This window comes from Puniceibacterium confluentis, assembly GCF_007923445.1.
Taxonomy (GTDB): Bacteria; Pseudomonadota; Alphaproteobacteria; order Rhodobacterales; family Rhodobacteraceae; genus Puniceibacterium; species Puniceibacterium confluentis.
In genome coordinates this window covers 14,658-40,588 of sequence record NZ_VOJI01000027.1, presented here as the reverse complement: position 1 = coordinate 40,588, position 25,931 = coordinate 14,658, and the positions used below count along the sequence as shown (strand labels likewise).

24 protein-coding genes and 1 riboswitch are annotated in these 25,931 nt (G+C 63.6%); of the genes, 11 read left to right on the top strand and 13 right to left on the bottom strand.

Going from position 1 to position 25,931, the window contains the following annotated elements:
* The 4 genes from FOY53_RS23230 to FOY53_RS19555 form a co-directional block, all read left to right on the top strand.
* The coding region (locus FOY53_RS23230; RefSeq protein ID WP_222435296.1) for a hypothetical protein at positions 1–572 on the top strand (572 nt) is incomplete at its 5' end.
* Between the two features lie 287 nt (positions 573–859).
* Positions 860–2,215 carry a phospholipase D-like domain-containing protein gene (locus FOY53_RS19565; protein WP_146592007.1) on the top strand — a complete coding sequence of 452 codons (1,356 nt, stop codon included), beginning with the start codon at positions 860–862 and terminating at the stop codon, positions 2,213–2,215.
* On the top strand, positions 2,215–2,928 hold the full coding sequence (locus FOY53_RS19560) for an endonuclease/exonuclease/phosphatase family protein (protein WP_146592006.1): 714 nt from the start codon (positions 2,215–2,217) through the stop codon (positions 2,926–2,928). Before FOY53_RS19565 ends, FOY53_RS19560 begins: the two co-directional genes overlap by 1 nt.
* A gap of 515 nt (positions 2,929–3,443) precedes the next feature.
* Positions 3,444–7,109, top strand: a complete 3,666-nt coding sequence (locus tag FOY53_RS19555; protein ID WP_146592005.1) for a vitamin B12-dependent ribonucleotide reductase — start codon at positions 3,444–3,446, stop codon at positions 7,107–7,109.
* A 177-nt stretch (positions 7,110–7,286) separates the two neighbouring features.
* Here FOY53_RS19555 and FOY53_RS19550 read toward each other — a convergent pair whose 3' ends face one another.
* The 5 genes from FOY53_RS19550 to FOY53_RS19530 form a co-directional block, all read right to left on the bottom strand.
* Positions 7,287–8,270, bottom strand: coding sequence for an ABC transporter substrate-binding protein (locus tag FOY53_RS19550; protein WP_146592004.1), 984 nt, complete (start codon positions 8,268–8,270; stop codon positions 7,287–7,289).
* Positions 8,267–9,022: an ABC transporter ATP-binding protein gene (locus FOY53_RS19545; RefSeq protein ID WP_146592003.1), complete on the bottom strand. Its 756-nt coding sequence runs from the start codon at positions 9,020–9,022 to the stop codon at positions 8,267–8,269. The genes FOY53_RS19550 and FOY53_RS19545 overlap by 4 nt, the downstream gene beginning before the upstream one ends.
* Positions 9,019–9,807 (bottom strand): ABC transporter permease, encoded by a 789-nt coding sequence (locus FOY53_RS19540; RefSeq protein ID WP_146592002.1) that lies wholly within the window; start codon positions 9,805–9,807, stop codon positions 9,019–9,021. The genes FOY53_RS19545 and FOY53_RS19540 overlap by 4 nt, the downstream gene beginning before the upstream one ends.
* A 4-nt stretch (positions 9,808–9,811) precedes the next feature.
* Positions 9,812–10,420 (bottom strand): YkoF family thiamine/hydroxymethylpyrimidine-binding protein, encoded by a 609-nt coding sequence (locus tag FOY53_RS19535; protein WP_146592001.1) that lies wholly within the window; start codon positions 10,418–10,420, stop codon positions 9,812–9,814.
* A riboswitch (TPP riboswitch) is annotated at positions 10,414–10,527 on the bottom strand. It overlaps the preceding gene by 7 nt.
* Positions 10,528–10,663: 136 nt before the next feature.
* Positions 10,664–11,605 carry an MYG1 family protein gene (locus FOY53_RS19530; protein ID WP_146592000.1) on the bottom strand — a complete coding sequence of 314 codons (942 nt, stop codon included), beginning with the start codon at positions 11,603–11,605 and terminating at the stop codon, positions 10,664–10,666.
* Between the two features lie 197 nt (positions 11,606–11,802).
* On the opposite strand from FOY53_RS19530, the gene FOY53_RS19525 reads away from it, so the two are divergent.
* The 3 genes from FOY53_RS19525 (at position 11,803) to FOY53_RS19515 (ending at position 14,166) form a co-directional block, all read left to right on the top strand.
* Entirely contained in the window at positions 11,803–12,132 is a 330-nt protein-coding gene (locus tag FOY53_RS19525) for an arsenate reductase family protein (RefSeq protein WP_146591999.1), read from the top strand.
* 160 nt (positions 12,133–12,292) lie between these two features.
* A complete protein-coding gene (locus FOY53_RS19520; protein WP_146591998.1) occupies positions 12,293–13,117 on the top strand; it encodes an SHOCT domain-containing protein in 825 nt (274 codons plus the stop codon).
* A 182-nt stretch (positions 13,118–13,299) separates the two neighbouring features.
* Positions 13,300–14,166, top strand: a complete 867-nt coding sequence (locus tag FOY53_RS19515) for a glycosyltransferase family 2 protein (RefSeq protein WP_146591997.1) — start codon at positions 13,300–13,302, stop codon at positions 14,164–14,166.
* 6 nt (positions 14,167–14,172) lie between these two features.
* On the opposite strand, the gene FOY53_RS19510 is transcribed toward FOY53_RS19515, so the two are convergent.
* The 5 genes from FOY53_RS19510 to FOY53_RS19490 form a co-directional block, all read right to left on the bottom strand.
* Entirely contained in the window at positions 14,173–14,793 is a 621-nt protein-coding gene (locus FOY53_RS19510) for a YitT family protein (RefSeq protein WP_146592010.1), read from the bottom strand.
* Between the two features lie 164 nt (positions 14,794–14,957).
* Complete coding sequence (locus tag FOY53_RS19505; protein ID WP_146591996.1) at positions 14,958–16,172, bottom strand: NADP-dependent isocitrate dehydrogenase; 1,215 nt, start codon at positions 16,170–16,172, stop codon at positions 14,958–14,960.
* Positions 16,173–16,398: 226 nt separating this feature from the next.
* Positions 16,399–17,592, bottom strand: a complete 1,194-nt coding sequence (locus tag FOY53_RS19500) for a multidrug effflux MFS transporter (RefSeq protein ID WP_246107478.1) — start codon at positions 17,590–17,592, stop codon at positions 16,399–16,401.
* Between the two features lie 39 nt (positions 17,593–17,631).
* Positions 17,632–18,267 (bottom strand): DsbA family oxidoreductase, encoded by a 636-nt coding sequence (locus tag FOY53_RS19495; RefSeq protein ID WP_146591994.1) that lies wholly within the window; start codon positions 18,265–18,267, stop codon positions 17,632–17,634.
* A 118-nt stretch (positions 18,268–18,385) separates the two neighbouring features.
* Complete coding sequence (locus FOY53_RS19490) at positions 18,386–19,909, bottom strand: class I adenylate-forming enzyme family protein (protein ID WP_146591993.1); 1,524 nt, start codon at positions 19,907–19,909, stop codon at positions 18,386–18,388.
* A gap of 65 nt (positions 19,910–19,974) precedes the next feature.
* Here FOY53_RS19490 and FOY53_RS19485 point away from each other — a divergent pair, with 65 nt between their 5' ends.
* Positions 19,975–20,598, top strand: coding sequence for a helix-turn-helix domain-containing protein (locus FOY53_RS19485; RefSeq protein WP_146591992.1), 624 nt, complete (start codon positions 19,975–19,977; stop codon positions 20,596–20,598).
* Positions 20,599–20,649: 51 nt separating this feature from the next.
* On the opposite strand, the gene FOY53_RS19480 is transcribed toward FOY53_RS19485, so the two are convergent.
* Both FOY53_RS19480 and FOY53_RS19475 read right to left on the bottom strand, forming a co-directional pair.
* The gene (locus tag FOY53_RS19480; protein ID WP_146591991.1) at positions 20,650–20,766 is read right to left on the bottom strand and encodes an entericidin EcnA/B family protein; all 117 of its coding nucleotides are present in this window, start codon (positions 20,764–20,766) and stop codon (positions 20,650–20,652) included.
* A 6-nt stretch (positions 20,767–20,772) separates the two neighbouring features.
* On the bottom strand, positions 20,773–22,587 hold the full coding sequence (locus FOY53_RS19475) for an extracellular solute-binding protein (protein ID WP_146591990.1): 1,815 nt from the start codon (positions 22,585–22,587) through the stop codon (positions 20,773–20,775).
* Positions 22,588–22,880: 293 nt separating this feature from the next.
* Here FOY53_RS19475 and FOY53_RS19470 point away from each other — a divergent pair, with 293 nt between their 5' ends.
* Together FOY53_RS19470 and FOY53_RS19465 are read left to right on the top strand one after the other, a co-directional pair.
* The gene (locus FOY53_RS19470) at positions 22,881–23,654 is read left to right on the top strand and encodes a 3-hydroxybutyrate dehydrogenase (protein ID WP_146591989.1); all 774 of its coding nucleotides are present in this window, start codon (positions 22,881–22,883) and stop codon (positions 23,652–23,654) included.
* Between the two features lie 66 nt (positions 23,655–23,720).
* Complete coding sequence (locus FOY53_RS19465) at positions 23,721–24,767, top strand: patatin-like phospholipase family protein (RefSeq protein ID WP_146591988.1); 1,047 nt, start codon at positions 23,721–23,723, stop codon at positions 24,765–24,767.
* A gap of 13 nt (positions 24,768–24,780) precedes the next feature.
* Here FOY53_RS19465 and FOY53_RS19460 read toward each other — a convergent pair whose 3' ends face one another.
* Positions 24,781–25,293, bottom strand: a complete 513-nt coding sequence (locus tag FOY53_RS19460; RefSeq protein ID WP_146591987.1) for a hypothetical protein — start codon at positions 25,291–25,293, stop codon at positions 24,781–24,783.
* Positions 25,294–25,424: 131 nt separating this feature from the next.
* Here FOY53_RS19460 and FOY53_RS19455 point away from each other — a divergent pair, with 131 nt between their 5' ends.
* Positions 25,425–25,835 (top strand): SufE family protein, encoded by a 411-nt coding sequence (locus FOY53_RS19455; RefSeq protein WP_146591986.1) that lies wholly within the window; start codon positions 25,425–25,427, stop codon positions 25,833–25,835.
* The last annotated feature ends 96 nt before the right edge of the window (positions 25,836–25,931 follow it).

Sequence of the window (25,931 nt, the reverse complement as noted above, 5' to 3'; positions counted from 1 at the left end):
AGGGCACCGGCAGCGGCGGCACCAAGGGCACCGGCAGCGGCGGCACCAAGGGCACCGGCAGCGGCGGCACCAAGGGCTCCGGCAGCGGCGGCACCAAGGGCACCGGCAGCGGCGGCACCAAGGGTTCCGGCAGCGGCGGCACCAAGGGTTCCGGCAGCGGTGGCACCAAGGGAACACCCGAATACGAACACGCCGAGTGTGACGGGAAGGTTGTGCTGGACTTGCACGACGACGGTCCGTTGCGGCTGATCAACCAATCGGTGGCCGACGACGGCACCCAGTCAGGCACGGTCGAGTTCCTTGATTACGACGCCCTGCCGGTCGGATGGGCCAGTTACGAGGGTGTGGACGAGATCATCATGCCCGAAGCCGACCCGGACGCTCCGGTCAGCGGCCCACGCGAAGATGACCTGGAATTCGTGTCCTACGACGAGGGGGCAGAGGTACCCGAAGGTGCGCCGCCGAAGGTCGACATCGACAACTATATCGAGGCGCTGAGTTGCGTCGAGGAACACGAACCCTATGCCGAAGAACCCGAGGCAGAGGAAGACATGATGATGGCGATGCTCTAAGGCATCTCCAGATCAGCGAGACCGGGACCGGGGGCGTTGCCTCCGGTCCTTTTTGTTGCGCGGGGCCACGCACGGCCCCCAGGTGCCACGGGCTGGGCGATGCTGTCGGTGCCCCGTGACAGTCGGGCGGGGAATGATATGGTCTGGCGGAACCAGCGCCGCTCTGGGCGGTTGGTTCGCCGACACCGCCCGAGCGGACTGGTGGCGAGCAGGACTTTTGTCATCGTCTGGGAACGGAGAATCATTTTGCGCATGTTCAACAGGCCACCGGCGGAGATGCGTCAGACATGATATGGCTCGAAGCTCATTTTGCCCTCGTTCTCGGCATGGCGATCACGATTTTCGCCGCCGTAATCGTGCTGCAACAGCGCCGCACGCCGCAGTCGACCGCTGCCTGGCTGTCGTTTATCCTGCTGGCTCCCTATCTGGCGTTGCCGCTGTTTCTGGGGCTGGGCTTTCGCAAAAGCGGTTCGCGCTTTACCGCCGTCCACTTTCGGCCGCGCGAGGAAATTCCCGCGCCGCAAACCGATCTGGATGCGCTGTTCCGGCAATTCGGTGTGCCGGCGTCGTCAGAAGGCAATGACTTCAAGCTGCTTGAGGACGGGACAGAGTGCTGGGACGAGATCTTGAACCTGATCCGTTCCGCCACGCGGACGCTGGACATCACCTATTACCTGATTGCCAACGACGCGATTGGCCGCGCCTTTGTCGAGGCGCTGACCGAGCGGGCCCGGGCCGGTGTCCGGGTGCGCCTGATCATCGACCGGTTTGGCGGCTTCTGGCGGCCCGGGCGGGCGCTGCGCGCCTACAGGCGGGCAGGTGGCCTGTTGCATGATTTTTCGCCCCTGATCCAGAAACCGGACAAAGGCCATCTGAACCTGCGCAACCATCGCAAGATGATCGTCGCCGACGGGGCCCGCGTGTTGTCGGGCGGGCGCAACATCGGACTGGAATACATGGGGCCCGCGCCGGACGAGGCACGCTGGGTGGATCTGTCCTTTGTCGTAAGCGGGCCGGTTGTGCGCACCTTTCTGGACGTGTTCGAATCCGACTGGGCCGCCACCGGGCGCACGGACACTCCGACCGAGGTGTCTGTGTCCCAGTCGGGCATGACCTGCGCACAGCTTGTGCCGTCAGGGCCCGACATGGGCGACGATCCGATGCATGACGGGTTGGTCAGCGCGATCCACTCGGCCCGTGCCCGGATCTGGCTGGTCACGCCTTACTTTCTGCCGACCGAACATCTGACCCATGCGCTGGCCACCGCCGCGCGGCGCGGGGTGGATGTGCGCATCCTCCTGCCGGACTGGTCCAACCAGAGAATAGCGGATCTCGCGCGCGGATCTTATTTGCGTGGGTTGTCGGCTTTGGGCTGCAAGGTGCTGCGCTACAAGCCCGGCATGATCCACGCCAAGGCCTGGGTGATCGACGATACCGCCGCAGTCGGTACTGCCAATTTCGACGTGCGCAGCATGTTGCTGAATTTCGAGATGATGCTGTTTGTCCATGACTTCGACACCGTGGCCAAGGTCGCCGACTGGTTCACCCGTCTGGTGCCGGAGTGCAGCACCGGAGCCCATCGCGCCGGGCTGGGCCGGCGGCTGGTCGAGGGCGTGTTCCGCCTGGGAGCACCGATCCTGTGATGCTAGACACCCGGACCGACTTTCGCATCGCCAGCTACAACATCCGCAAGGCACTGGGCACCGACCGTCGGCGCGATCCGGAAAGGATCATGGCGGTGGTCGCGGAACTGCAGGCGGATGTCGTGGTCCTGCAAGAAGCGGACCTGCGGCTGGGCGTGCGGCCTGCCGCGCTGCCGCACAACCAGATTCAGGCGCATACCGGCCTGACTCCGGTGCCGCTGGCCCGCAACGGCGTAAGCCTTGGTTGGCACGGCATCGCGATCCTCGCGCGGCCCGAAATTGCCGTCACCGGGACAGTGCTGCTGGATCTGCCGGGACTGGAGCCGCGTGGCGCGGTGATCGTCGATTTTCTGCTGAAAGGCGGACCGTTGCGGGTGGTGGGGACGCATCTGGGACTGCTGCGCAGTTCCCGCCGCAAGCAGGTGTCGCAGATCCGCGAAAGCCTGAAGGCGTTGCCCGAGTGTGGCACGGTGATCGCCGGAGACCTCAACGAATTCTCGACATCGGTCGGGCTCGGCCGTCTGTCGCCGGTCTTCCGCATCCACACGCCGGGGCGAACCTTTCATGCGCGGCGTCCGTTTGCCTCGCTGGATCGGTTTGCGACCAATGACCTGGTGGATCTGACCCGGACCGGGGTGTTGCAGGATTCGCTGACGGCGGTTGCGTCGGATCACCTGCCGATCTGGGCGAACGGCGCCCTTTTGTCGGCATAGACTGGTCGCCACTACGCTGGGTCACTTTGCGATCGGCCCCAGAGATTCGCCCCGGGTAGGGGTTACGGCATCGGCGGCAGCGGCTGCAGGGTGTGGCAGCTGTGCCGCGCTACAGCCTGACTACGTGTTTTCACGCAGGTGTGCACAACTTGTGGAGAACTGTCGGATAGCCCGGGTTTTCCCTTCTATTGCGCGGCTGCCGCCCTGTGTATGAATCACGGGACACCCCACACCTATGCGCACGCAGCAGGGGTCAACACTAAATATAGTGGAAATTATTGAAAAATTCCGTTGACCCTTTGAGGCAATTTGCGTCAGATTGTGGAGGCCGGGCAGAGAGCCACAATATGTAGTGGCCGGACTGCACGGGGACACAGTTCGAAGTTTCGCAGAGCAGGGACGCCCTGCGGGGCCGCGTCGGCGACGCGGGCCGTTAAATCGTGTGGCCTTGTGACAGGCAACCGCGCCGGGGCAACGGCGACCGATGGGAACAGCTGGTTTATGGGGCAGCGACTATGAAAATCGAAAGAAAATTCACCAAGACCGGGCAGGATGCCTACGCCGAGATCGACTTTGTCTCGACCGTTTCGGAAATCCGCAACCCGGATGGCACCATCGTCTTCCGGCTCGACAATGTCGAGGTGCCCGCAAAGTGGAGCCAGGTCGCCAGCGATGTCATCGCCCAGAAGTATTTCCGCAAGGCAGGCGTCCCGACAGAACTGAAGAAAATTCCCGAAAAGGGCGTGCCGGAGTTTCTGTGGCGCTCGGTTCCGGCCTCGGAGGATACGCCCAAGATCGGTGAGACCTCTTCCAAGCAGGTGTTCGACCGTCTGGCAGGCGCCTGGGCCTACTGGGGCTGGAAGGGTGGCTATTTCACCAAGGAAGCCGATGCCCGCGCCTACTTCGATGAAATGCGCCACATGCTGGCCACCCAGCGCGCGGCTCCGAACAGCCCGCAGTGGTTCAACACCGGCCTGCACTGGGCCTATGGCATCGACGGCCCCGGCCAGGGTCACTACTATGTCGACTACAAGACCGGCAAGCTGACCAAGTCCAAGTCGGCCTACGAGCACCCGCAGCCGCACGCCTGCTTCATCCAGTCGGTCAAGGATGATCTGGTGGGTGAGGGCGGCATCATGGATCTCTGGGTGCGCGAGGCGCGCCTGTTCAAATACGGCTCGGGCACCGGCACCAACTTTTCGTCGTTGCGCGCGGCCAACGAGCCGCTGTCGGGCGGTGGCAAATCCTCGGGCTTGATGGGCTTTCTCAAGATCGGTGACCGCGCGGCGGGCGCGATCAAATCCGGCGGGACCACGCGCCGTGCGGCCAAGATGGTGATCATCGACGCCGACCACCCGGATATCGAGGAATTCATCAACTGGAAGGTCAAGGAAGAGCAGAAGGTCGCCAGCATCGTCGCGGGCAGCAAGATGCACGAGCAGAAGCTGAACCTGATCTTCGCCGCCATCCGCCAGTGGGACGGAGCCGAAGCCGACGCCTATGACCCCAAGGTCAACGAGGCCCTCAAGGCCGCGATCCGCGACGCCAAGAAGGTCGCAATCCCTGAGACATACGTCAAACGGGTGCTGGATTATGCCAAGCAGGGCTATGGCTCGATCGAGTTTCCGACCTACGACACCGACTGGGATTCCGAAGCCTACGCCAGCGTGTCGGGCCAGAATTCGAACAACTCGATCCGGGTGACGGATGCCTTCCTGCGCGCCGTGAAGAACGACGGCGACTGGGAACTGATCCGCCGCACGGACGGCTCGGTCGCCAAGACGATCAAGGCGCGCGCCCTTTGGGAAGATGTCGGCCATGCCGCCTGGGCCTGTGCCGATCCGGGCATCCAGTTCCACGACACCGTCAACGACTGGCACACCTGCCCCGAAGACGGCGCGATCCGCGGCTCGAACCCGTGCTCGGAATACATGTTTCTCGATGATACGGCCTGCAACCTGGCGTCGATGAACCTTCTGACCTTCCTCAAGGACGGGGAATTCCAGTCCGAGGACTACATGCACGCCACGCGTCTGTGGACGCTGACACTGGAAATCAGTGTGACCATGGCGCAGTTCCCGAGTCAGGAAATCGCGCAGCGGTCGTATGACTTCCGCACCCTGGGGCTGGGATATGCCAACATCGGCGGCCTGCTGATGAACATGGGCTTTTCCTACGACAGTGACGAAGGCCGCGCCCTTTGCGGTGCGCTGACGGCTGTCATGACCGGTGTGGCCTACGCCACCTCGGCCGAGATTGCCGGCGAACTGGGCCCGTTCTCGGGCTACAAGAAGAACAGCGATCACATGCTGCGGGTGATCCGCAACCACCGCAACGCCGCCCACGGCGCCACAACCGGGTACGAGGGGCTGGCGACCAAGCCGGTGCCGCTGGATCACAAGGGCTGCCCGGATCAGGCGCTGGTCAGGCTGGCGATGTCGTCCTGGGACGAGGCGCTGCGCCTGGGTGAGGCGCACGGCTATCGCAACGCGCAGACCTCGGTCATTGCGCCGACCGGCACCATCGGCCTGGTGATGGACTGCGACACAACCGGGATCGAGCCGGACTTTGCTCTGGTGAAGTTCAAGAAGCTGGCCGGCGGCGGCTATTTCAAGATCATCAACCAGTCAGTCCCGGCGGCGCTGGAAAAGCTGGGCTATGCCAGCAACGAGATCGAAGAGATCGTCGCCTATGCCGTGGGGCATGGCTCCATCGGCAATGCTCCGGGCATCAACCACACCTCGCTGACCGGGCACGGCTTCGGTCCGGCGCAGATCCAGAAGATCGAGGGCGCGCTGGCCTCGGCCTTTGACATCCGGTTCGTGTTCAACCAATGGACGCTGGGCGAAGAGTTCTGCACCGGTGTTCTGGGCATTCCGGCGGACAAGCTGAACGACCCGACCTTTGATCTGCTGCGCCACCTCGGCTTCAGCCGCAAGGACATCGAACTGGCCAACGATCATGTCTGCGGAACCATGACGCTGGAAGGCGCGCCCTACCTGCGCGACGAACACCTGCCGGTGTTCGACTGTGCCAACGCTTGCGGCAAGAAAGGCAAGCGTTATCTTGGCGTTAATAGCCACATCTACATGATGGCCGCAGCGCAGTCGTTCATCTCGGGCGCGATTTCCAAGACGATCAACATGCCCAATGACGCCACCATCACCGACTGTCAGAAGGCCTACGAACTGTCCTGGTCGCTGGGGGTCAAGGCGAATGCGCTCTACCGTGACGGCTCGAAGCTGAGCCAGCCGCTGGCGGCTTCGCTGGTCGAGGATGACGACGAGGCGGCGGAGATCCTGGAAAACGGCTCGATGCAGGAAAAGGCCGCGGTGCTGGCGCAGAAGGTGGTCGAGAAAGTGATCATCAAGGAGGTCCGCAACTCGATCCGCGAAAAGATGCCCGAGCGGCGCAAGGGATACACCCAGAAGGCGGTTGTCGGCGGTCACAAGGTCTATCTGCGCACCGGCGAGTATCAGGACGGCACCCTGGGCGAGATCTTTATCGACATGCACAAGGAAGGTGCAGGGTTCCGCGCCATGATGAACAACTTTGCCATCGCGGTGTCGGTCGGGCTTCAGTACGGTGTGCCGCTCGAAGAGTTCGTCGACGCCTTCACCTTTACCAAGTTCGAACCGGCCGGCATGGTGCAGGGCAACGACAGCATCAAGAACGCGACCTCGATCCTTGACTACATCTTCCGCGAACTTGCGGTCAGCTACCTCGACCGCACCGATCTGGCCCATGTGAAACCCTCGGGTGCGTCGTTCGACGATCTGGGCCGGGGCGAGGAAGAGGGCGTGTCCAACGTCAAGGAATTGTCCGAGACGGCGGCATCGCGCAGCCTTGAGGTGCTGAAACAGATCAGCTCGACGGGCTATCTGCGCAAGCGGCTGCCGCAGGATCTGGTGGTGTTGCAGGGGGGCATGACCGACTCTGTGTCCGCGCTCAGCACGCTGGTTCCCGCAACCGCCGCTTCGGCATCGGCAGGCGGCGCCACGGTGGCTTTTGCCACCGCGACGACGACCGCGACCAGTGGCATGGCCATCAACGCGGTGTCCCGCGCCAAGATGCAGGGGTACGAAGGCGAAGCCTGCGGCGAATGCGGCAACTACACGCTGGTGCGCAACGGCACCTGCATGAAGTGCAACACCTGCGGTGGCACGTCAGGCTGTTCCTGAACCCAACGAATTGAAGAGGTTCTCCAGACGTCTTCAGTGCAGCCCCGGGGCGGGAAACCAGCCCCGGGCATTTTTTATCGTCCGCTTTCGTTCACCGGCCCGCCGCCGCCATCCGGCCCGCCGTCGCCATCCGGCCCGGCGCGCTGAGGTGCGGCCCTGCCGGATGGCGGCCGCCGATCAACGGGACAGATAGTCGTTGCTGAACCAGCCGGTGACATCCGGTTTTGCCTCGGGCACCCGGCCATCTTCGCCGCGCAGGATTCCGGCGTCGAACAGAAAATCGGTGATCTGATCGAACATGGCGGCGTCCACCAGCCCGACGGGTTCGTCGGCGTCCCGCAGATAGCCGCCATCCACCAGCGCCTGCATCGAGGCATGTACAAGGTCGGGATTGCTCAGCATGCCCGACGTTTCCCCGATCAGGATGTCTGCGGCTGCCTGCGGGTTTTCCGCCGCGAATTGGTAGCCGCGCTGCGCCGCCTGAACAAAGGCGCGGGCGGTATCGGGGTTGGCGGCAAGCCAGGTGCTGTTTGCGCCCAGAAAGGTGGTCTGCTGATCGGGCACACCGTAGTCGGCATAGCGGAACGCGCGCTGCGGACGGTTCAACAGGACGGAGTTCACGCCCTCCCAGGTACTGACTTCCAGGGTGAAATCGACGCTGCCGTTGGCCAGCGCCTCATAGGCCGATGTGCCGAGGGTCACGGTATCGAAGGTGCCGCTGCCACCGTCGGTGCGGATGATCGACGAAATCAGCGCGTTTTCCCAGGCGCTGCCGAATCCGGCGTAGGTCTTCCCGTCAAGATCGGCCGGGCGCTGAATGTCGGAGCGTTCGCCGTTGAACACCAGCCGCCCGGTTTCGTGCTGAACGACCGCCATGACAACGGTGGTGTCCGCCCCCGCCGCGCGCTGGCTGTGAAAGCCGACCGCGCTGAGGATGCCGAATTCCGCCACACCCGAGGCAACCAGCGTGCCGGAGGATGTGTCGGTATAAGGCAGGATGTCCACGTCAAGCCCGGCCTCGGCAAACCAGCCCTTGGATTGCGCGACGTACAGGCCGACGTGGTTGGTATTGGGCGTCCAGTCAAGCGCGACGCTCAGGGAGTCCTGCGCATATGCCGGCAGGGCCATCAGCAAGAAGGTCAAGGTTGTCAGGTGTTTCATGAGGGTTCCTCGGTTTGGGTCAGAAGGATGCCGAGCAGTTGCGCTTCGAGCGCGTGGGCTGCGGCGGTGAGAGGGCGGCCGCTGCGCGGACGCGGCAGCGGCACGGCCACTTCGGCGATCACGCGGGCGGGACGGCGCGACAGGACATAGATCCGGTCGGAGAGGGCCACCGCTTCGCGCACGTCATGGGTGATCAGCAGGGTCGTCCAGCGCGCGACCCGCCAGCGCGTCTCGAACCAGGCCTGCATCTGCATGCGTGTCAGGGCATCCAGCGCGCCGAACGGTTCGTCCAGAAGCTGCATGGGGCGGTTCTGCACCACGGTCCGCAACAGCGCCGCCCGCTGGCGCATGCCACCCGAAAGCTGGGCCGGGTAATGCTGTTCAAACCCGTTCAGGCCGAACTCCGAAAGGTGCGGCGTCACCCGGGCACGGGCCGCCTTGCGGCTCATGCCCTGTACCTCGAGCCCGAGAGTGAGGTTGTCGAGAATGCGCCGCCACGGCATCAGCGCATCCTGTTGCGGCATGAAGGCAAACCCGTGACTGGCGGGGTCCAGCGGTGCCCCCGAAACCATGATCGCGCCCCGGTCCGGTTTAAGAGAACCGGTCAGGAGCCTGAAAATGGTGGATTTTCCTGCCCCGGAGGGTCCGAGGACCGAGACGAATTCCCCCGGTGCCACGCGCAGCGCGACATCCTCCAGCACCGGCTCTCCGCCCAGCGATACAGCCACACCCTGCAGCGACAGCAGCGTCATCGTTCGTCTCCGTAGGTGCGCCAGCGCAGCATCACCCGCTGAAGCAGCGCGGTGACGGCAAACAGCACCAGCGTCAGGGTCGAGCTGATGACCACAGCGGCAAGGACGAGATCGGGGCGGAAACTGTTCTTGGCGTTCAGGATCACGATGCCGAGTCCGGCGCGGGCGCCGACATATTCGGCAAAGATTGCGGCGACGACGGCATAGGTGATCGCGATCCGCAGTCCGGCAAAGTAGTACGGCATGGCCGAGGGCAGGCGGGCGCAGCGAAACACCGTGACCTTTGACGCGCCCATCGAGCGCAGCAATGCGGTGATTTCCGGATCGGTGGAATCGTAGCCGTCAACCAGTGCGACCAGCATCGGAAAAAAGGTGACCAGCGCCACCAGCAGCACCTTGGGCGTGAGGTCAAAACCGAACCACAGCACGACCAGCGGCGCGATCGCCACCAGCGGCAGTGTCTGACTGACCACGAATATCGGAAACAGCGCCCGGCGCAGGCGCGGCATGAAATCCAGCAGGACCGAGAACGCAAAGGCCACGCAGACGGACAGGGCAAAGCCCGACAGGGTCGCCACCACCGTGGGCAGGGTGTTGTCCCACAGCAGGGCGCGATTGAGAAAGATCTGCTCGATCACCCGCGACGGCGCGGGCAGCACGAGATGGGAAATCCCGGACAGACGGACATAGACCTCCCACAGGGCGACGGCGGCGGCGACACTCAGGACGGCAGGCACACCTGTGGACAGACCTCCGCCGATACGGCGGGGCACGGGGCGCTGCATCGGATCAGCGCTTGGTCGGGCTGTTGGCGGAAACCGTCAGATCTATGGTGACATGGCCCTGCGGCGGGCCAAACTGGCAGAAGGCCTGCTCCAGGGTGGCAAAGACCGGTCCGGCGTCGCCGTGCAGCCGGGTGCAGAAGTTCTTGGAGCGGTCGAACGTGCCGCTGTCCTTGAGAAAGGCGATGCAGCCCATGATCTCTTCCATGTGGTCGCCCGCACCCATCACATAAAGCGAAAACTGCGCGGCGGCCTGTTCGCCAGTATCTGTCGCCCGTGCCAAAGCTGCGAGCGCGGACTTCTGTCGCTGCTCCAGCGGTTCGGAAGGATTGGCAAGCGCCGCGGTCTGGCAGATCGGATCGTCGGGCTCGCCCGGACAGCCGCGCGACAGCGTGGCGCGCAGAACCACATGCTGGCCTGTACTGGCGGCGGCGGCGTAGAGATCGCGCAGGGCCGGAAACAGTACTTCTGGTGGTCCGACCACCAGGGTCGAGATGTCATCGGTTTCTATCCGCAACCGGTCGCGCCACGGGTCGAGTGCGGACAACGACGCAAGAATGACATCCACGAAGCCATCGGTCATCGGGTAAAGGGAAACTTGTGCGCCTGCGAACATGACTGTCCTCCTTGCTACGCTGGCATTATCCAGATCAGCTTTGAGGGTCCGAAGGCATGACGCCCGCATCTCAGCCGCGGCTCTACGCGGCACCCCTGTGGTGGCGCCACCGATCTCAGATCGGGCGCGGCATTGCAAGGTCTTTCAACAGAGAAAACTGACGCAAAGTCACTTTGATGATGGTGCCGCGAAAAATGGCGTCACAAACTCCATTCCAACTGGCGAACAGCCTGTTGGCGGGTGTCAGTGGGCGGTGGCGGCCAGAGCCTCTTCGGCTTCCCTGACTGCGATCCGCGCCATTTCCAGAATGGCGTCGCGGGTTTTCGCGACGGCAATGAACCGGCCGTTGTGGCAAAAGCTGGCGCCGGTGACCCCGGAGGCGGCCTCAAGCTCGGCGCCGGTCAGTCCGGCCCAGGCCAGCGGCAGGTCGGCGCGCAGTTCGAACCCTTCGTCGAACAGGCGAATGCCGCCCAAGGACCAGTCCTCGCCACGCGGATTGACCACAAACAGCAGATGGTCGGCCCCGGCCTTGATCACGCCAGGGCGGAACGGCATCCCCATCGGCAGTTCGAGAATCCGGCTGCTACCTGCGGCGCGGATCGACTGCGCCACGATATCCTCGGCCCGCAGCTTGGCGGCGCTGCGCGCGATCCGCGCTTCGACAAAGCTCTGGGCAATCTCGCGCGCCTTGTGAAAGGCCCGCATCTCTGACTGGGGATCGGTGTCGTCAAACACGGGTTTCAGCGTTTCCAGCAGACCGGGCAGGGTCATGCCTGCCAGCGGTCCGGCAACAGAGGGGTCGAGCGCGCCATTGTCCAGCTGGTCGATCAGCAACACGAATTTGGCATCGAAATTGGCGTGGACACTGTCCAGGTTGGCCTCGGGCACACTCAGCGCGCGCAGGTATTCATGGCCGAAGTGTTTCCAGATCAACCCGAAAGAGCTGTAAGGATTGCCGTCGGCACGCATCGGCGCATCGCGCTGGTGGTGGTCAAAGATCTGCAACGCCGGATCATAGAGTCCACCCACATCGTAGATGATGCGGTCGACGCCGGGGGTGATCCATTCCGGCGCGCGGCTGCGCCGCAGTTCCGCCTGAGGAAACAGACGCGTCAGGACAACGCTCGACAATAGTTCGTCGGCATGAAAGCCCCCGGAATGGGTCACGAGGTAGCTGGGGGTCATACGGAGTGCACCTTGAAGGCCAGGATTGCGGTCAGTCGGCAGCAAATAGCGGATCGAGCCACCAAAGATCAACCGCTGTTTACTTGCAGGTTTCAGATCCTTGAAGAAATTTCCGCCGGGATCGGCAGTCTCTGCCGGGCTTGCAGATCGACCGAACATCGCGAATGGTGGTGCAGCAGCGCCAAGGGAGATCGCGCATGATAATCTATGGGCTGAGCACCTGTGCCGTCTGCCAGAAAGCCCGCAGGGCGCTGGAGGAGGCAGGCAAGGGGGTCACCTTCCGCGATGTCCGGGCCGAGCCCCTGAGCGTCGGGGAACTGACCGAACTGATTGCCGAATTCGGCGACCGGCTTGTCGACAAGACTACAAACGACTGGCGCGGCCTGAGCAACTGGCTGAAACACTCCGACGCCGAAGAACAGATCGCGGCGCAGCCCAAGGTGATGACGCGCCCGGTGATCCGCTCCGAAGGAGCGCTGTATCTGGGGTGGAACCCCTCGGTACAGGATGCCTTGCTGAACGGCTGAGGCCATCGGGAACGAACCTGTTGCCCGGCGGTTGGATCTGACGGACATGCCCGAGCCGCTTCGGGTGCGCAAATGGGGGCACCAGGCGCATAAAGGCCCGGAATAACTTGCAGCACGGGGTGTCCGGCGGCACACCGGATGGGGATGCGGAGACTGGCAGATGAGAGAGTTGAGCGAAGACGGCAAACAGATCGTGGCCGAGGTGGCCGAGCGGCATGGCATCGGCACGGATGCCGTGGCGCATCTGCTGCGGGCGGTCTGGTCCGGACAGGGGACGCAGGCCCAGTTCAACCACCCTGAACTGGGCGGCATGGGGCAGTGGTCGCAGGGCGGCATGACCATGATCGGCGATATGTTCAACACGTCGCTGAAAGCCCGCGTCGACAGCCTGTGCACGGAGCTGTCAGGCATTGTCAGCAACCAGACGGTGTTCGAGATGCCCGTGATGTCGCCGTCCCAGACGTCCGGAGCAGGGCGTGGCACGCAGGGGTCGGGCGGCTGGCCCGCCGAGCTGGGCCAACCCAGCTCGCAGGGGGCGCAGAACAACATGCGATATGCCTGTTTCCCGGACAAGCGGCGCCTTGCCATCGACATCGCCGGGCGCATCACCGTGTACGATACTGCCGACCACCAGATCAGCGGCTTTGCACAGGCACAAAGTGGCGGCCAGAGCCTGAGCTTTACCAGCCAGCACGGGCAGGTGCAGGTTTCCGACCTGCGGGTGGTTTCGGATGCGGATCCAGTCGAGGCGGCACAGACCGCGCCTGCGGAACCAACCCCGGCCAACAGGACGCCCGAGCCAAGCGCCACGGATGGACCATCGGCGACCCGGGATCCGATGCCGACTCCGGTGATCGCGGTGCCCGAGGTCAGCGACGAGCAGATATTTGCCCGTATCGAGCGGCTGGCAGATCTGTATTCCCGGGACATTCTGAGCCAGGAGGAATTTGAAGCCAAAAAGGCCGAGCTGCTGGGGCGCCTCTGAGTACACGCTCCGCGCCAGACACCTGGGCTGATCCCTCTGACCCGGCAGGGCCCGGAGTCTGGCCCAAGCCACAGCAAACTGACGTGTCCGATGGGTCAATGCGGACTGTCGCCTCGGCTGCGGGCCCGGCTCTTGCCCGGGGCGCAGGCGGGTTCTATCCAGTCGTGAGGAAGGACCGCTGCATGAAAATCTGCGCGCTGACCATGGTTTACAAGGATTACTGGGCGCTGTCGCAGTGGTATCGCCACCACGGCCGTCAGGTGGGCGTCGAGAACCTGTTTGTCGTCGCGCATGGCGCCGACCCGCGCATCGGTGAAATCTGCCCCGGTGCCAGCGTGATCACCGTTCCGCGCGACGGGTTCGACCACTTTGACAGGCGGCGCGGTGCGGCGCTGAACGCGTTTCAGGCCGGGCTGCTGCAATCCTATGACTGGGTCATCCGCACCGATGCCGACGAGTTGATCTGCCACGATCCGCACCGCTACGAGTCCCTGGCGGATGCCATCGCGGCGCATGCCGGTGCGCCGGTGTTGACAGCTCTGGGCTTTGACCTGGTCGAACAACCCGGAGATCCGCAGACCGACGAGGGGTCCGTTTTCACCGCCCGGCGTCATGCGGCGTTCAGCGGTCATTACAGCAAGGCTTTTGCCATTCGCCGGCCACTGGATCTGATGTTGCACGGGGTCAGGGTGTCTCCGCGCCGGTTGCAGGGGTTCCCGTTTGCGATGCCCCCCGGCGTCTATCTGGCGCATCTGAAATACGCCAATATTTCAGCGCTTTACGATGCAAACCTGATCCGGGAGCAAGTGGGCCGGTCCGGAGACGCCGGTGCGCCGGGCAGCGGCTGGAGCGCGGCAACGGCAGACGCCAGTGCCTTTCTGGCACGGTTCGCGGACAAGAGGGAACTTCCGTGGCCGCAGGCCGAAGCCCGCGCGTATGACAGGCTGTCGGTCAATCCGGCCCGGCTGGAAAAATCGGGCATCGTAAAGACGCGGGCGCTGAAATTCGATTTCCGAACAAGGCTTTGCGACAGGTTCCTTACGCTCTGACCGCCGTCAGGACCGGGCGATATAACGATCCCGGCGATGGTTGATCGTGACGATCCCGTTCAGGATGACGGCGCCCATCAGCGACCACGCCACGACGGTCCAGGGAAACAGCAACAGTGCGATGGAAAAGACCCCCAGATCGAACAGAAGCTGGGTATGACCGGCCTTGAAACCGTTGCGGTCCTGCAGCCACAGCGCCACAATGCCCACACCTCCCAGCGTGGCGCCGTGGCGGAACAGCGACAGCAGTCCGATGCCGGCCAGGATTCCGAACAGGCTGGCGCCGATGGCCGGGTGCAGGGGCTGGATCTTCAGGACATACGGCAGCCCGTCGACCATGGTTGACATCAGCGCGACGGCACAGAAATTCTTGACTGTGAAACGCCAGCCCAGTTGACGGATGGCCAGCCAGTAGAACGGCAGGTTCAGCAAAAAGAACGTCGCCCCGAAGGACCAACCTGTCGGATAGGAGAGGATCAGCGACAGACCGGCGATCTGTCCGGTGAACAGCTCTGACGCGCGCAGGAACTGGATGGCCAGCGCCACAAGCGTCGTGCCGATGAGGATGCCATGCACATCCTCGGCGAATGTGTGGCTTTCCGCCGGAGGGGTGTCGAGAAGCATCATGAGAGTGCCAATCACGTCTTGTTCGCGACTTGTCAACGGCAGGCCCGACGGCACCCCGGCGGATTCGTCCACGTCGCCGGACATTGCCCTGAAAATGCGCGTGCAAGCCACGGAACACTGGCCGGGGACGGCGACCGTTCCGAAGGGTCCTATCGGACCGCGATTTACCGGGCGAGCGCCTTGTTGAGGTTCTCGTCCACCTTTTCCAGAAAGCCCATGGTGGTCAGCCAGCCCTGATCCGGTCCGACCAGAAGCGCGAGATCCTTGGTCATGAATCCGGATTCGACGGTATCAACCACCACCGTCTCCAGAGTGGTGGCAAAGGCCATGAGCTGGTCGTTGCCGTCCAGCTTGGCGCGATGCTTCAGTCCCCCGGTCCAGGCATAGATCGAGGCAATGGAATTGGTCGAGGTCGCTTCGCCGCGCTGGTGCTGTCGATAGTGGCGGGTCACGGTGCCGTGGGCTGCCTCGGACTCGACGATCCTGCCGTCCGGGGTCATCAGCTGCGAGGTCATCAACCCGAGTGATCCGAACCCCTGCGCCACGGTATCCGACTGCACATCCCCGTCGTAGTTCTTGCAGGCCCAGACAAACCCGCCCGACCATTTCATCGCGCTGGCCACCATGTCATCAATCAGCCGGTGCTCATAGGTGATGCCGGCGGCCTTGAACTTGTCGGCAAACTCTTCGTCGAACACCTTCTGGAAAATCAGCATGAACTGGCCGTCATACTGCTTGAGAATGGTGTTCTTGGTCGACAGATACACCGGCCAACCCAGGCTGAGACCATAGTTCAACGATGCCCGGGCGAAATCGGTGATCGAGTCGTCAAGGTTGTACATGCCCATGTAAACGCCGGAAGAGGGCGCCTTGTAGACTTCTTCTTCGATCACCGTGCCATCGTCACCGACAAATTTCATCGACAGGGTTCCGGGGCCGGGGAACTTCATGTCGGTCGCGCGGTACTGGTCGCCGAAGGCGTGCCGCCCGATGACGATGGGTCGGGTCCAGCCCGGAACCAGACGCGGTACGTTCTTGCAGATGATCGGTGCGCGGAAGACGACGCCGCCCAGAATGTTGCGGATCGTGCCGTTGGGGCTGCGCCACATCTTTTTCAGGCCGAATTCCTCGACCCGCGCCTCGTCCGGCGTGATGGTCGCACATTTCACCGCAACGCCGACCTCCTTGGTCTTTTCCGCGGCGGCAACGGTGATCTGGTCGTCGGTGGCATCGCGGCTTTCCATGCTCAGATCGTAGTAAAGCAGTTCGAGGTCGAGATAGGGCAGGATCAGTTTCTGCTTTATGAAATCCCAGATGATCCGGGTCATTTCGTCCCCGTCCATTTCCACGATGGGGTTCTCTACTTTGATTCTGGACATCTAGGCACCCTTTCCCGGTCTGTCAGATCTTTGGTTGCCAAAGCCTGTTTCCGTTGTTCGGACAGAGGTGGCGCCAGCGCGTCACCGGATCCGTTGCGGACCTGTCCTGCACCTAGCACAGGCTTTGCATCTGGCAAACAAGACGAGCCCCGCGCAACTGGACCAGGACGCTCGGCGCTGCTTTTGGTGGCGTGAGATCAGGAAATTGGCCAGTCCGCGGTGCGGTTTACGTCAACTGCATGCTTTTGCGGCGCATGGCGAGCATCAGGAGCAGCGCGGCCAGCGCCATCAGGAACGTCCCGACCGCCAGCGGCAGCGGCGTGCCGTTGAACAGCAAGCCAACCGGCACGGCCAGAATGACGGCGGCAACGGTCGATATCGCGCCGATCACACTGGCCGCCATGCCGGCGATATGGCCCATCGGCTCCATCGCAATGGCATTGAGGTTGCCGATGGTCATGCCGGCCTGAAAGAAGACGGTGGCCTGCCAGATCACGAACAGCGCGAAATGCACCATCACCGGCGGTTCGATCAATCCAATGAGGATCATCAGGCCGGAAAACACCACCTGGGCTGCCAGCATCGCGGTCACCAGAACCTGCATCCCCAGACGCATCACCAGCGCCGCATTCACAAAGCTGGCCGAGGCGGCAACCACCGCGATGCCGCCAAACCAGATCGGAAAGGCGGCCCCCTGATCAAAGGTGATGTCAAAGATCTGCTGGGTCGAGGACAGCATTGCGAACAACATGCCATAGGCCAGCGACTGTACCATGATCGACAGGCGCACCACCGGGTGGGCGAACATCTCGCGCACCGCCGATAACAGCATGGCGGCGCGGAACGGGCGGCGGTTTTCCGGAGCAAGGGTTTCCGGCAGACGCAGCATCAGCCAGAGCGTCGCGCTGGCCGCAAAGATCACGAACGAGACAAACACCGCCCGCCAGCCGACAAGGATGACGATGATGGCCCCCATGCTGGGCGCGATGGCGGGCACCAGGGTGAAGACAATCATCACGAAGGACATGATCCGCGCCATGCCACGGCCCTGATAGAGGTCGCGGATGATCGCCAGCGCCACCACGCGCGGCCCGGCGGCGCCCAGCCCCTGGACAACCCGCGCCGCCAGCAGCACCTCAAGGCTTTGCGCCCGTGCCGCCGCCAGCGATGCCACGATGTACAGAATGGCGCCGCACAGTACCACAGGCTTGCGCCCGAATGTGTCCGACAGTGGGCCGGTAAAGAACGTGCCGATGCCCATCCCCAGCACAAAGCTGGTGATGACCAGTTGCACCCGGTTGAGGTTTCCGGGCGACAGCGCCGCGCCGATTTCCGGCAAGGCCGGCAGCATGGAATCGATGGAAAACGCGATCGTGGCGAAGAGCATCGCGATCAGGGCGATAAACTCGACACGGCTCATGCTGAGCGGCATCCTGGGGGCTCCTGTGGTGCTTGCGCGCTACCCGGCGCTTTCGCGCAGTTCGGTCAGCACCTTCAGCCACAGGTCGGTCGGCTGTGCACCGGGCACCGCATGCTGACCGGCGACGATGAAGGTCGGAACCGAGGTGATGCCCATCTCGCGCGCCGCCTTGTCGCGCGCGCGGGTTTCGTCGATGTCGGCATCGGAGCGCAGCAGGCGCGAAATGATGGACGCATCGAGCCCGATGCCATCGGCGATGTCGCTCAGCACTTCGCTGTCGCCAATGTCGCGGCCGTCGTTGAAATAAGCCCGGAACAAGGCGTCGACGGCGGCGTCCTGCCGATCCTCGATACCGGCCCAGTGGATCAGCCGGTGCGCGTTGATGGTGTTGGGGGTCCGCTGGATTTCGTCCAGCTTCAGCTCGAGCCCCGCGGCTTCGCCATGTTGAACCACCGGCAGGTAGGCCTGGACCGCGGCTTCCTTGCCGCCGAATTTGCCTTCGAGATAGGCGCGGCGGTCCATGCCGTCGGCCGGCATCTCGGGATTGAGCTGGAACGGATGCCATTCGATGGTGAACGGATGATCCGGCATCTGCGCCAGCGCCCGGTCAAGATAGGTCTTGCCGATATAGCACCAGGGGCAAATCGGGTCGGACATGATGTCGAGTTTCACCATCGAAAGTACCTTTCGCGAAATTTAACTCTTCCTAGCAGCCCGTATCCGGAGATGCACCCGGATCCTTTGCCAACCAGCCGATCTCGGCTGGCGTGCCACCGCCGGACGCCGGGCCAAACTATGTGCGCGCGGGCAGGCCGCCGATGTCGGACCGCAGCGCCCGGCGCAGCAATTTGCCGTTCGGGTTCTTGGGCAGGCTGTCGCGGTGAAAATACAGGCGTGGCTGTTTGTACCGCGCCAGCCGCTCTGCCGCCCAGGTGGCAAGCGCCTCGGGGTCCAGCGGCGCGGCTCCGGTGTAGAAGGCTGCGATCAGGTGAACATCCTGCTTGACCTCGACTTCGGTGACGCCGACTTCGGTGATCCCGGGGTGGGTCAGCAGGACGGATTCCACTTCAATCGGCGACACACGGTAGCCGCCGGCATTCATCATGTCGTCATCGCGGCCCAGATAGGTTACCTGGTCGTCGTCGTGCAGAATGCCCATGTCGCCGGTCACGAACCAATCGCCGCGAAACCTGGCCTCGGTTTCGTCCGGCGCGCCGATATAGCCCAGCATCAGCCCGGGGTCGCGGCGGTGCACGGCGATCACGCCGGGGGTTCCGCGCGGCACCGGTCCGTCCGGGCCGAGGATCGCGATGCGACGTCCGACCTGCGGGCGGCCAAGCGTGCCGTCCGGCGCGGGATGACCGGGTGCGGCCGACAGGAAGGTCGAACATTCGGACATGCCGTAGGCTTCGAATATCTGTGTGCCGGTCGCGCCGGTCCAGGCGTCGCGCAGACTGGGGCTGAGCTTTTCGCCCGCGGCCAGGCCGTGGCGCAGATGCGGCAATGCAAATGGCGCGGACTTCAATACATTGCGATAAACCCCCGGCGCGGCTGCAAAAATTGTGGCGCTGTGGTCGTTCATCAGTTGTGGCAGCTGGCTGTGATCGACACCGGCCGCCGGGATCAGCGCCGTTGCCCCCATGGTCCAGGGATCCATCAGGCCGGTGCCCAGTGTATAGGTCCAGTTGAACGCCCCGGCGTGCAGCAGGCGGTCATCCCTGCCAAGTCCGTACCAGCCCTGCATCATCATCTGCCGTGCCCAGATCGCCCGGTGCGCATGCCCGACGGCGCGCGCGGTGCCAGAGGTGCCGGAGGTATAGATGATATAGGCCAGCCGGTCCGGCGCACCCATGGCATAGGCGGCGGGCGGATTGTCGCGCCAGGTGGCCATGTCTGCCGTGGTATGAACCGGCAGATCGGTTGGCGGACAGGGCACGCCATCGCCCAGAAGGATCGCGGACGGTGCCAGGGATTCGATGATCTTCTGCACTTCCGGCGCCGTCAGCTGCGACGATGTCGGCACCGGCACAATGCCGGCACAGATCGCCCCCAGATAGGCGATCGGAAAGTCGACGGTGTTTCCCAGCCGCATCAAGAGGATATCGCCAGGCGTCAGGCCGGACCGCAGCAATGCGGTTGCGCTCCCGCGCACCGCCGCCTCAAGTGCGCCATAGCTCCAACGTTCGGCCTGCGTGGGCGAGATGACGGCCAGCGCGGTCTTGTCGGCCAGTTCTGTGGCGTGGCCAAGAACATGGGCGGCAAGATTGAAGGGGGCGGGACAGGGCGGATGCGCCCCATGATCAAAGACAGACAGCATGATCAGACGCTTACGCCGCACCCTGGATTCTTGCAAGCCCGCGCCGACGGGCCTATGACATTCTGATGAAACCGCCCGAGCCCAAATCTCCGATCCGACTCACCCGGGACACCGGCACAGAGGAAAGCGCCGAGCCGCTGAACCTGGGCACCCGGGTGCGTGAGTTGCGCAAGGCGCGGGACTGGACGCTGGAGCAGGCCGCGCGGCAGGCGGGGCTGGCGCGCTCGACCCTGTCCAAGATCGAAAACGGTCAGATGTCCCCGACCTACGACGCGCTCAAGAAACTGGCTGTGGGGTTGCAGATTTCGGTTCCGCAGCTCTTTACCCCACCGCAGCGCGAACAGGTGAACGGACGGCTGGCGGTCACCCGCGACGGCGCCGGCACGCATCTGGCGACCACGACCTATGAGCATGAACTGCTGGGCGAGACCCTGACCAAAAAGCAGATGGTGCCGTACCGTGCCCGGGTCCGGGCGCGCGACATGGCCGAGTTCGACGGCTGGGTGCGGCACGACGGCGAAGAGTTCCTGTACGTGCTGACCGGGGTGATCCGGTTGTACACCGAATTCTACGAGGCCATCGAGATGCGGCGCGGCGACAGCGCCTATTACGACGCGACCATGGGGCACAACGTCGTGTCTGTCAGTGCAGAGGATGCGACGATCCTTTGGGTGACCTCGCTGGTCTGACGTGATGCGCCATGCCGGGGGGCGGCAGGCATCCCCCGGCATGGATTGCGCTCAAAGCCAGCTCTGGACCCGGCGGGCGCCGCCGGAAATGTCCTGTCCGATGCCATCCACCGTTGCGCAGCCCGCAAGCAGGCCGAGTAGGGTCAGCGTGATGATCTTTCTTGTCATTTGCTCTCAGTCCTCAAGCCACCAGACATCCGGATGCCAACCGGACCAGTCTCCGTAAATTGGCAGTTTTTCCGGGAATTTCAATTCCTTCGCATGGGCAATGCGGCTGACGTTCCATTGATAGATCGGGATGACATAGCGCCCGGTCGTCAACACCCGGTCCAGTGCCTTGGCCGCTGCGACAAAGTCTTCCTGATCTGCGGCATTCAGCAGAACGTCAATCATCGCTTCGGCCGCAGGCGAGTTCATGCCCATGAGGTTGCGCGATCCCGGCTCGCTCACACCTGCAGAACCCCAGTAAAGCTTTTGCTCGTTGCCGGGGCTGAGCGACAGGCCGCGACGGTAGTAGGTCATGTCGAAATCATAGCTGTTGGTGCGTTCCTGGAACTGCGCCGGATCGGTCGTGGTGATGGTCGGGGTGATGCCCATCCGTTCAAGGGCCTGCACGTAAAGGTCGATGATGGACTGTTCTTCGGTGCTGCCCTGCGGCAATAGGATGTCAAAGCTGAAGGCGCGGCCGTCGGCATCGGCCATGCGACCGTCCTGGATGGTCCAGCCGGCCTGCTCCATCAGGTCCATCGCCTTGCTGATATTGCTGCGGTTGCGCAGGGAACCGTCGCCGGTGGGCAGGCTGTAGCCTTCCAGCGCCCCGGGCAGAAGCTGGTCGGCAAACGGGGTCAGCAGGTCCCTGACGCGGCCCTCTGCTGGACCGGCATCCATGCCGAGAACCGAGTTCGAGAAATACGAGGTGATGCGCGGCTGGCGGCCGCCGGTCATGGTCTCGTTGATGAACTCGAAATTGAACGCATGGATCATCGCCTCGCGGACCCGCCAGTCCTTGAAGGTGTCCCGGCGGGTGTTCATCACAAAACCGGTCATGCCCGAGGGCCGCTGATGCGGGATCACCGACTTTACGATGTCGCCGCGCTGGACCGCCGGGAAATTGTACTGGGTGTCCCACTTTTCCGCGTTGTTCTCGCGCAGCGAATTCAACTGCCCGGCCTTGAAGGCCTCGAACATCACCTGGCCGTCGCCGTAGAATTCCATGCGGATCTCGTCCAGGTTGGCCTGCCCGGCCATGAACGGCAGATCACGGCCCCAGTAGTCCGGGTTGCGCCGGAGCGAGACGTAGCGGCCGGCCTCGAAGGAGTCGATGACATAGGGCGAGGTGCCGATCGGGATCAGGTCGATGCCAGAGGCGCCAAAGTCGTGCCCCTCCCACTGCGCTTTCTTGAAGATCGGGCGCATGCCGATGATCAGCGCCAGTTCCCGATCCTCGACACCGAAGGTGAACCGCAAGGACCGCGGTCCGGTCTGCTCCATGCTGGCGACCTTGGCCCAGGTTCCGGCATAGCGCGGATGGCCCTTCGTGCCGAGCGTCTCGTAGGACCACATCACATCTTCGATGGTGACCGGCGTGCCATCCGAAAAGGCCGCTTCGGGGCGCAGGGTGAATTCCGCCCACTCTCGATTCGGTCCGACGTCGATTGATTCGGCCAAGAGTCCGTACAGGGTGAAGGGTTCATCCCAGGATCGGCCCATCAGGGACTCGTATCCAAGCGAGGCGAGCTGCCACGGAACTGTCCCCTTGAGGATGTGCGGATTAAGGCTGTCGAAGCTGCCGACCTCGCCGTTGACGATGCGTCCGCCGGTTGGCGCGTCCGGGTTCGCATAGGGCAGCGACACAAAATCCTGTGGCAGTGCAGGGGCGCCATACATAGCTATGCCATGCTGGGGCTCGGCCAAAGTGGCGGTGGCGGCGCAGATCAGCGCGAACGCGCTGCAAGTGTGCCGTGCGATTGAGAAAAACTCTGAGGCCATATCGGCAACAATTCCTGTCTGCTCTTGTTTTGTTGGAAATCAGAATACCCGGGGTTCTTTTCGTTTTCAAACTTTTAGCTTGGCCGGCGGCTGGGAAAGGCTTATAACACTGGTACTGCTCGATAGGTTTCTTGCCTGTATGAAACCTGCCTCAATAACTTAACGCCCGCTTCGTGCGGGCGTTTTTTTTGGTCTGCCGCAAGCGGTTGGCCCGCAGATATAAACCGCAAAGCCCCTTATTTTGCTGGCGCAGCGTGCTATGCTGCACGTGCAGAATGACAAGGAGATGTCCCGTGACACTGAAGACCAAAACCGCCGTCATCACCGGATCGAACTCGGGAATCGGGTTGGGAATCGCCCGCGAGCTGGCCCGCGCAGGAGCGGACATCGTGCTGAATTCGTTCACAGATAACGACGAGGATCACAAGCTGGCCGAAGAGATGGCACGCGAGTACGGCGTCGCCGTGCGCTACATCCGTGCGGATATGTCCAAGGGCGACGAGTGCCGGGCGCTGATCGCCGCGGCCGGGGCATGTGATATTCTGATCAACAATGCCGGAATCCAGCATGTGGCGCCGATCGACGAGTTTCCGGCGGACAAGTGGGACGCGATCATCGCGATCAACCTGAGTTCGGCGTTTCACACCACGGCGGCAGCGCTGCCGGTGATGCGCAAAGCCGGCTGGGGCCGGGTGATCAATATCGCCTCGGCCCACGGCCTGACCGCAAGCCCGTACAAATCCGCCTATATCGCGGCCAAGCACGGCATTGTCGGGCTGTCCAAGACCACCGCGCTGGAGACGGCGCAGGAGCCGATCACCTGCAATGCGATCTGCCCGGGCTATGTGCTGACGCCGCTGGTCGAGGCCCAGATTCCGGACACCATGAAGAAATACGACATGGATCGGGACGAGGTGATCAAGAAGGTGATGCTGGAGCGGCAGCCGTCGAAGGAGTTTGCGACCGTCGAGCAACTGGGCGGCACGGCGGTGTTCCTGTGTTCCGATGCGGCGGCGCAGATCACCGGGACGACGATCAGTGTCGATGGCGGCTGGACCGCCCTGTGACCGAGGCCGGAGCGGGGGCCAGCCCCCGCACCCCCGGAGTATTTTTCCAGAGAAGAAAGACAGGCCGTGGAGCAGGGTGAGCGGAAACGGATCAATCTGGCACTGCAGGGCGGCGGTGCGCACGGCGCCTTTACCTGGGGGGTGCTGGACCGGATCCTGGAAGACGAGACCATCGAGATCGCCGCGATTTCCGGGACCTCCGCCGGGGCGCTGAACGGCGCCGCGCTGAAAGCCGGATTCCTCACTGGAGGGGCCGAAGGCGCGCGGCGCAACCTCGACTGGCTGTGGGGGCAGATCGGGGCCATCGAGCACCCGGGTCTGCCGGACTGGCTGAATGCCTGGCTGCCCGCGCCGTCCTTTGTCAGTCAGGGCCTGGCGATGTCGCTGCCCTATCTGCTGGGAGATGCCGTGGGGCGCAGTCTGTCACCCTACGTCTGGGGGCCGCTTTACCGCAATCCGCTGGAGCCGGTTGTCAGCAGGTTCGCGTTTGACCGTGTCTGTGGCGCGGAGGGTCCGGAACTGCACATCTGCGCCACCAACGTGCGCGACGGCAAGGTCCGGGTGTTTACCCGCGACCGGATCACCCCGTCGGCCATCCTCGCCTCGGCCTGCCTGCCGACGCTGTTCCAGGCCGTCGAGGTGCTGGATCCCGACAGCGGTGAGACCGAAGCCTTCTGGGACGGTGGCTATACCGGCAATCCGGCGCTGTTTCCGCTGTTTGCGCCGCATCTGCCCGCGGATGTGGTGGTGATCAACATCAATCCGCTGGTCCGCGACAGGGTGCCGGTGTCGGCCACGGAAATCCAGAACCGGATCAACGAGATCAGCTTCAATTCATCGCTGCTGCGTGAGTTGCGGGCAATTGAGTTCGTGCAGCGGCTGCTGGCGCAGGGTTCGGTTCCCCAGGGCGCAATGAAGCAGGTTCTGGTGCATATGATTGCCGATGACGATCTGATGAACGATCTGTCGGTGGCGACAAAGACGATCCCGATTCCATCGGTTCTGGCCCAGTTGAAGGCGGCCGGGCGCCGGGCCGCGGCGGCATTCCTGAAAGCCCACCGGGCAGACCTGAATGTGCGCCAGACCGCGGACCTGCGCGGGAAATTCGCCTGACGCGGCGTCGGCTTCAGCGTCGCGTCACCAGTTGGTTGTCGCGCCCGACCACCCGGACGGTGTTGATTCCGGTCAGTTCCTGTTCCGTCAGCCAGAGGGCCACGGTCACGGTGCGGGACCAGGGGCTGGTGTCGCGCGGCCCGGCGGCCTGCAGGGCGCTGAGCGTGTAGCTGAGGGTGCCGTTTTCGTCCGGCAGAGGAATCAGGCGCACGTCGAACGGCCCGAGCCGGTCAGCAACACCGCTGGCGCGGATGATGGCGCCACCGGAGCGCCGTTCGACCAGAAGTTCGGAAATCTCGGCGATCGGCCGGCCCTGATAGGGCCCGGCCTCTTTTCTCAACCCGAGGAGGTTGCGCCGACGCGCCGGTATCAGCGGATTGGCCGCATCACCGGGGTTGAGAACGGCGTCCTGCTGCGACGGTCCGCCGCCAAACCAGTTGAACGGATTGACGCGCGAGTCGCGCACCGTCGCGCAACCGCTCAGCAGCACCGCTGAAACCGTCAGGATCATGAGGGGTTTGACCATCGCACTGCTGCCTTCTGTCTGCTGGTCGAGGGATAGCGCAGACCGTGGCAGTTGAAAAGCCTTGGCACGGGGCTGGACCTTTTTCCGGGGGGTGCTTAGGTCTGCGGTTCAGCGAGTACAGGAGGGGCGGCATGGCCCAGGCGGCGTTCGAGGAAGTGGTCGCGGATTTCGAGTTTCTTGAAGACTGGGAAGACCGCTATCGTCATGTGATCGAACTGGGCAAGGCGATGGCGCCGTTGCCGGAAGCTCTGCGGGTGCCGGCGACAAAGGTCGATGGCTGCGCCAGCCAGGTCTGGCTGCACCCCGAGGTGCGTGGCGGCGACTATCATTTCCAGGGGGACAGTGATGCGATGATCGTGCGCGGTCTCATCGCGGTCCTGCACCGCCTGTACGACGGGCTGCCGGTGGGCGAGGTGGGGAAGGTCGACGCCCGCGCCGAGCTGGGGCGTCTGGGACTGAACGAACATCTGTCAGCGCAGCGCTCGAACGGGCTGCGGGCGATGGTGGAACGCATCCGCACACAGGCGGCGGCAGCGCACTGACCGGGTGACATCGAGCGCGGCACCGGCCGAAGCGGGGGGCCGACCCCTCGCGCTCTCCGAATTATTCTTGACCCTGAGAAGCAGGGGCCGTGTCTG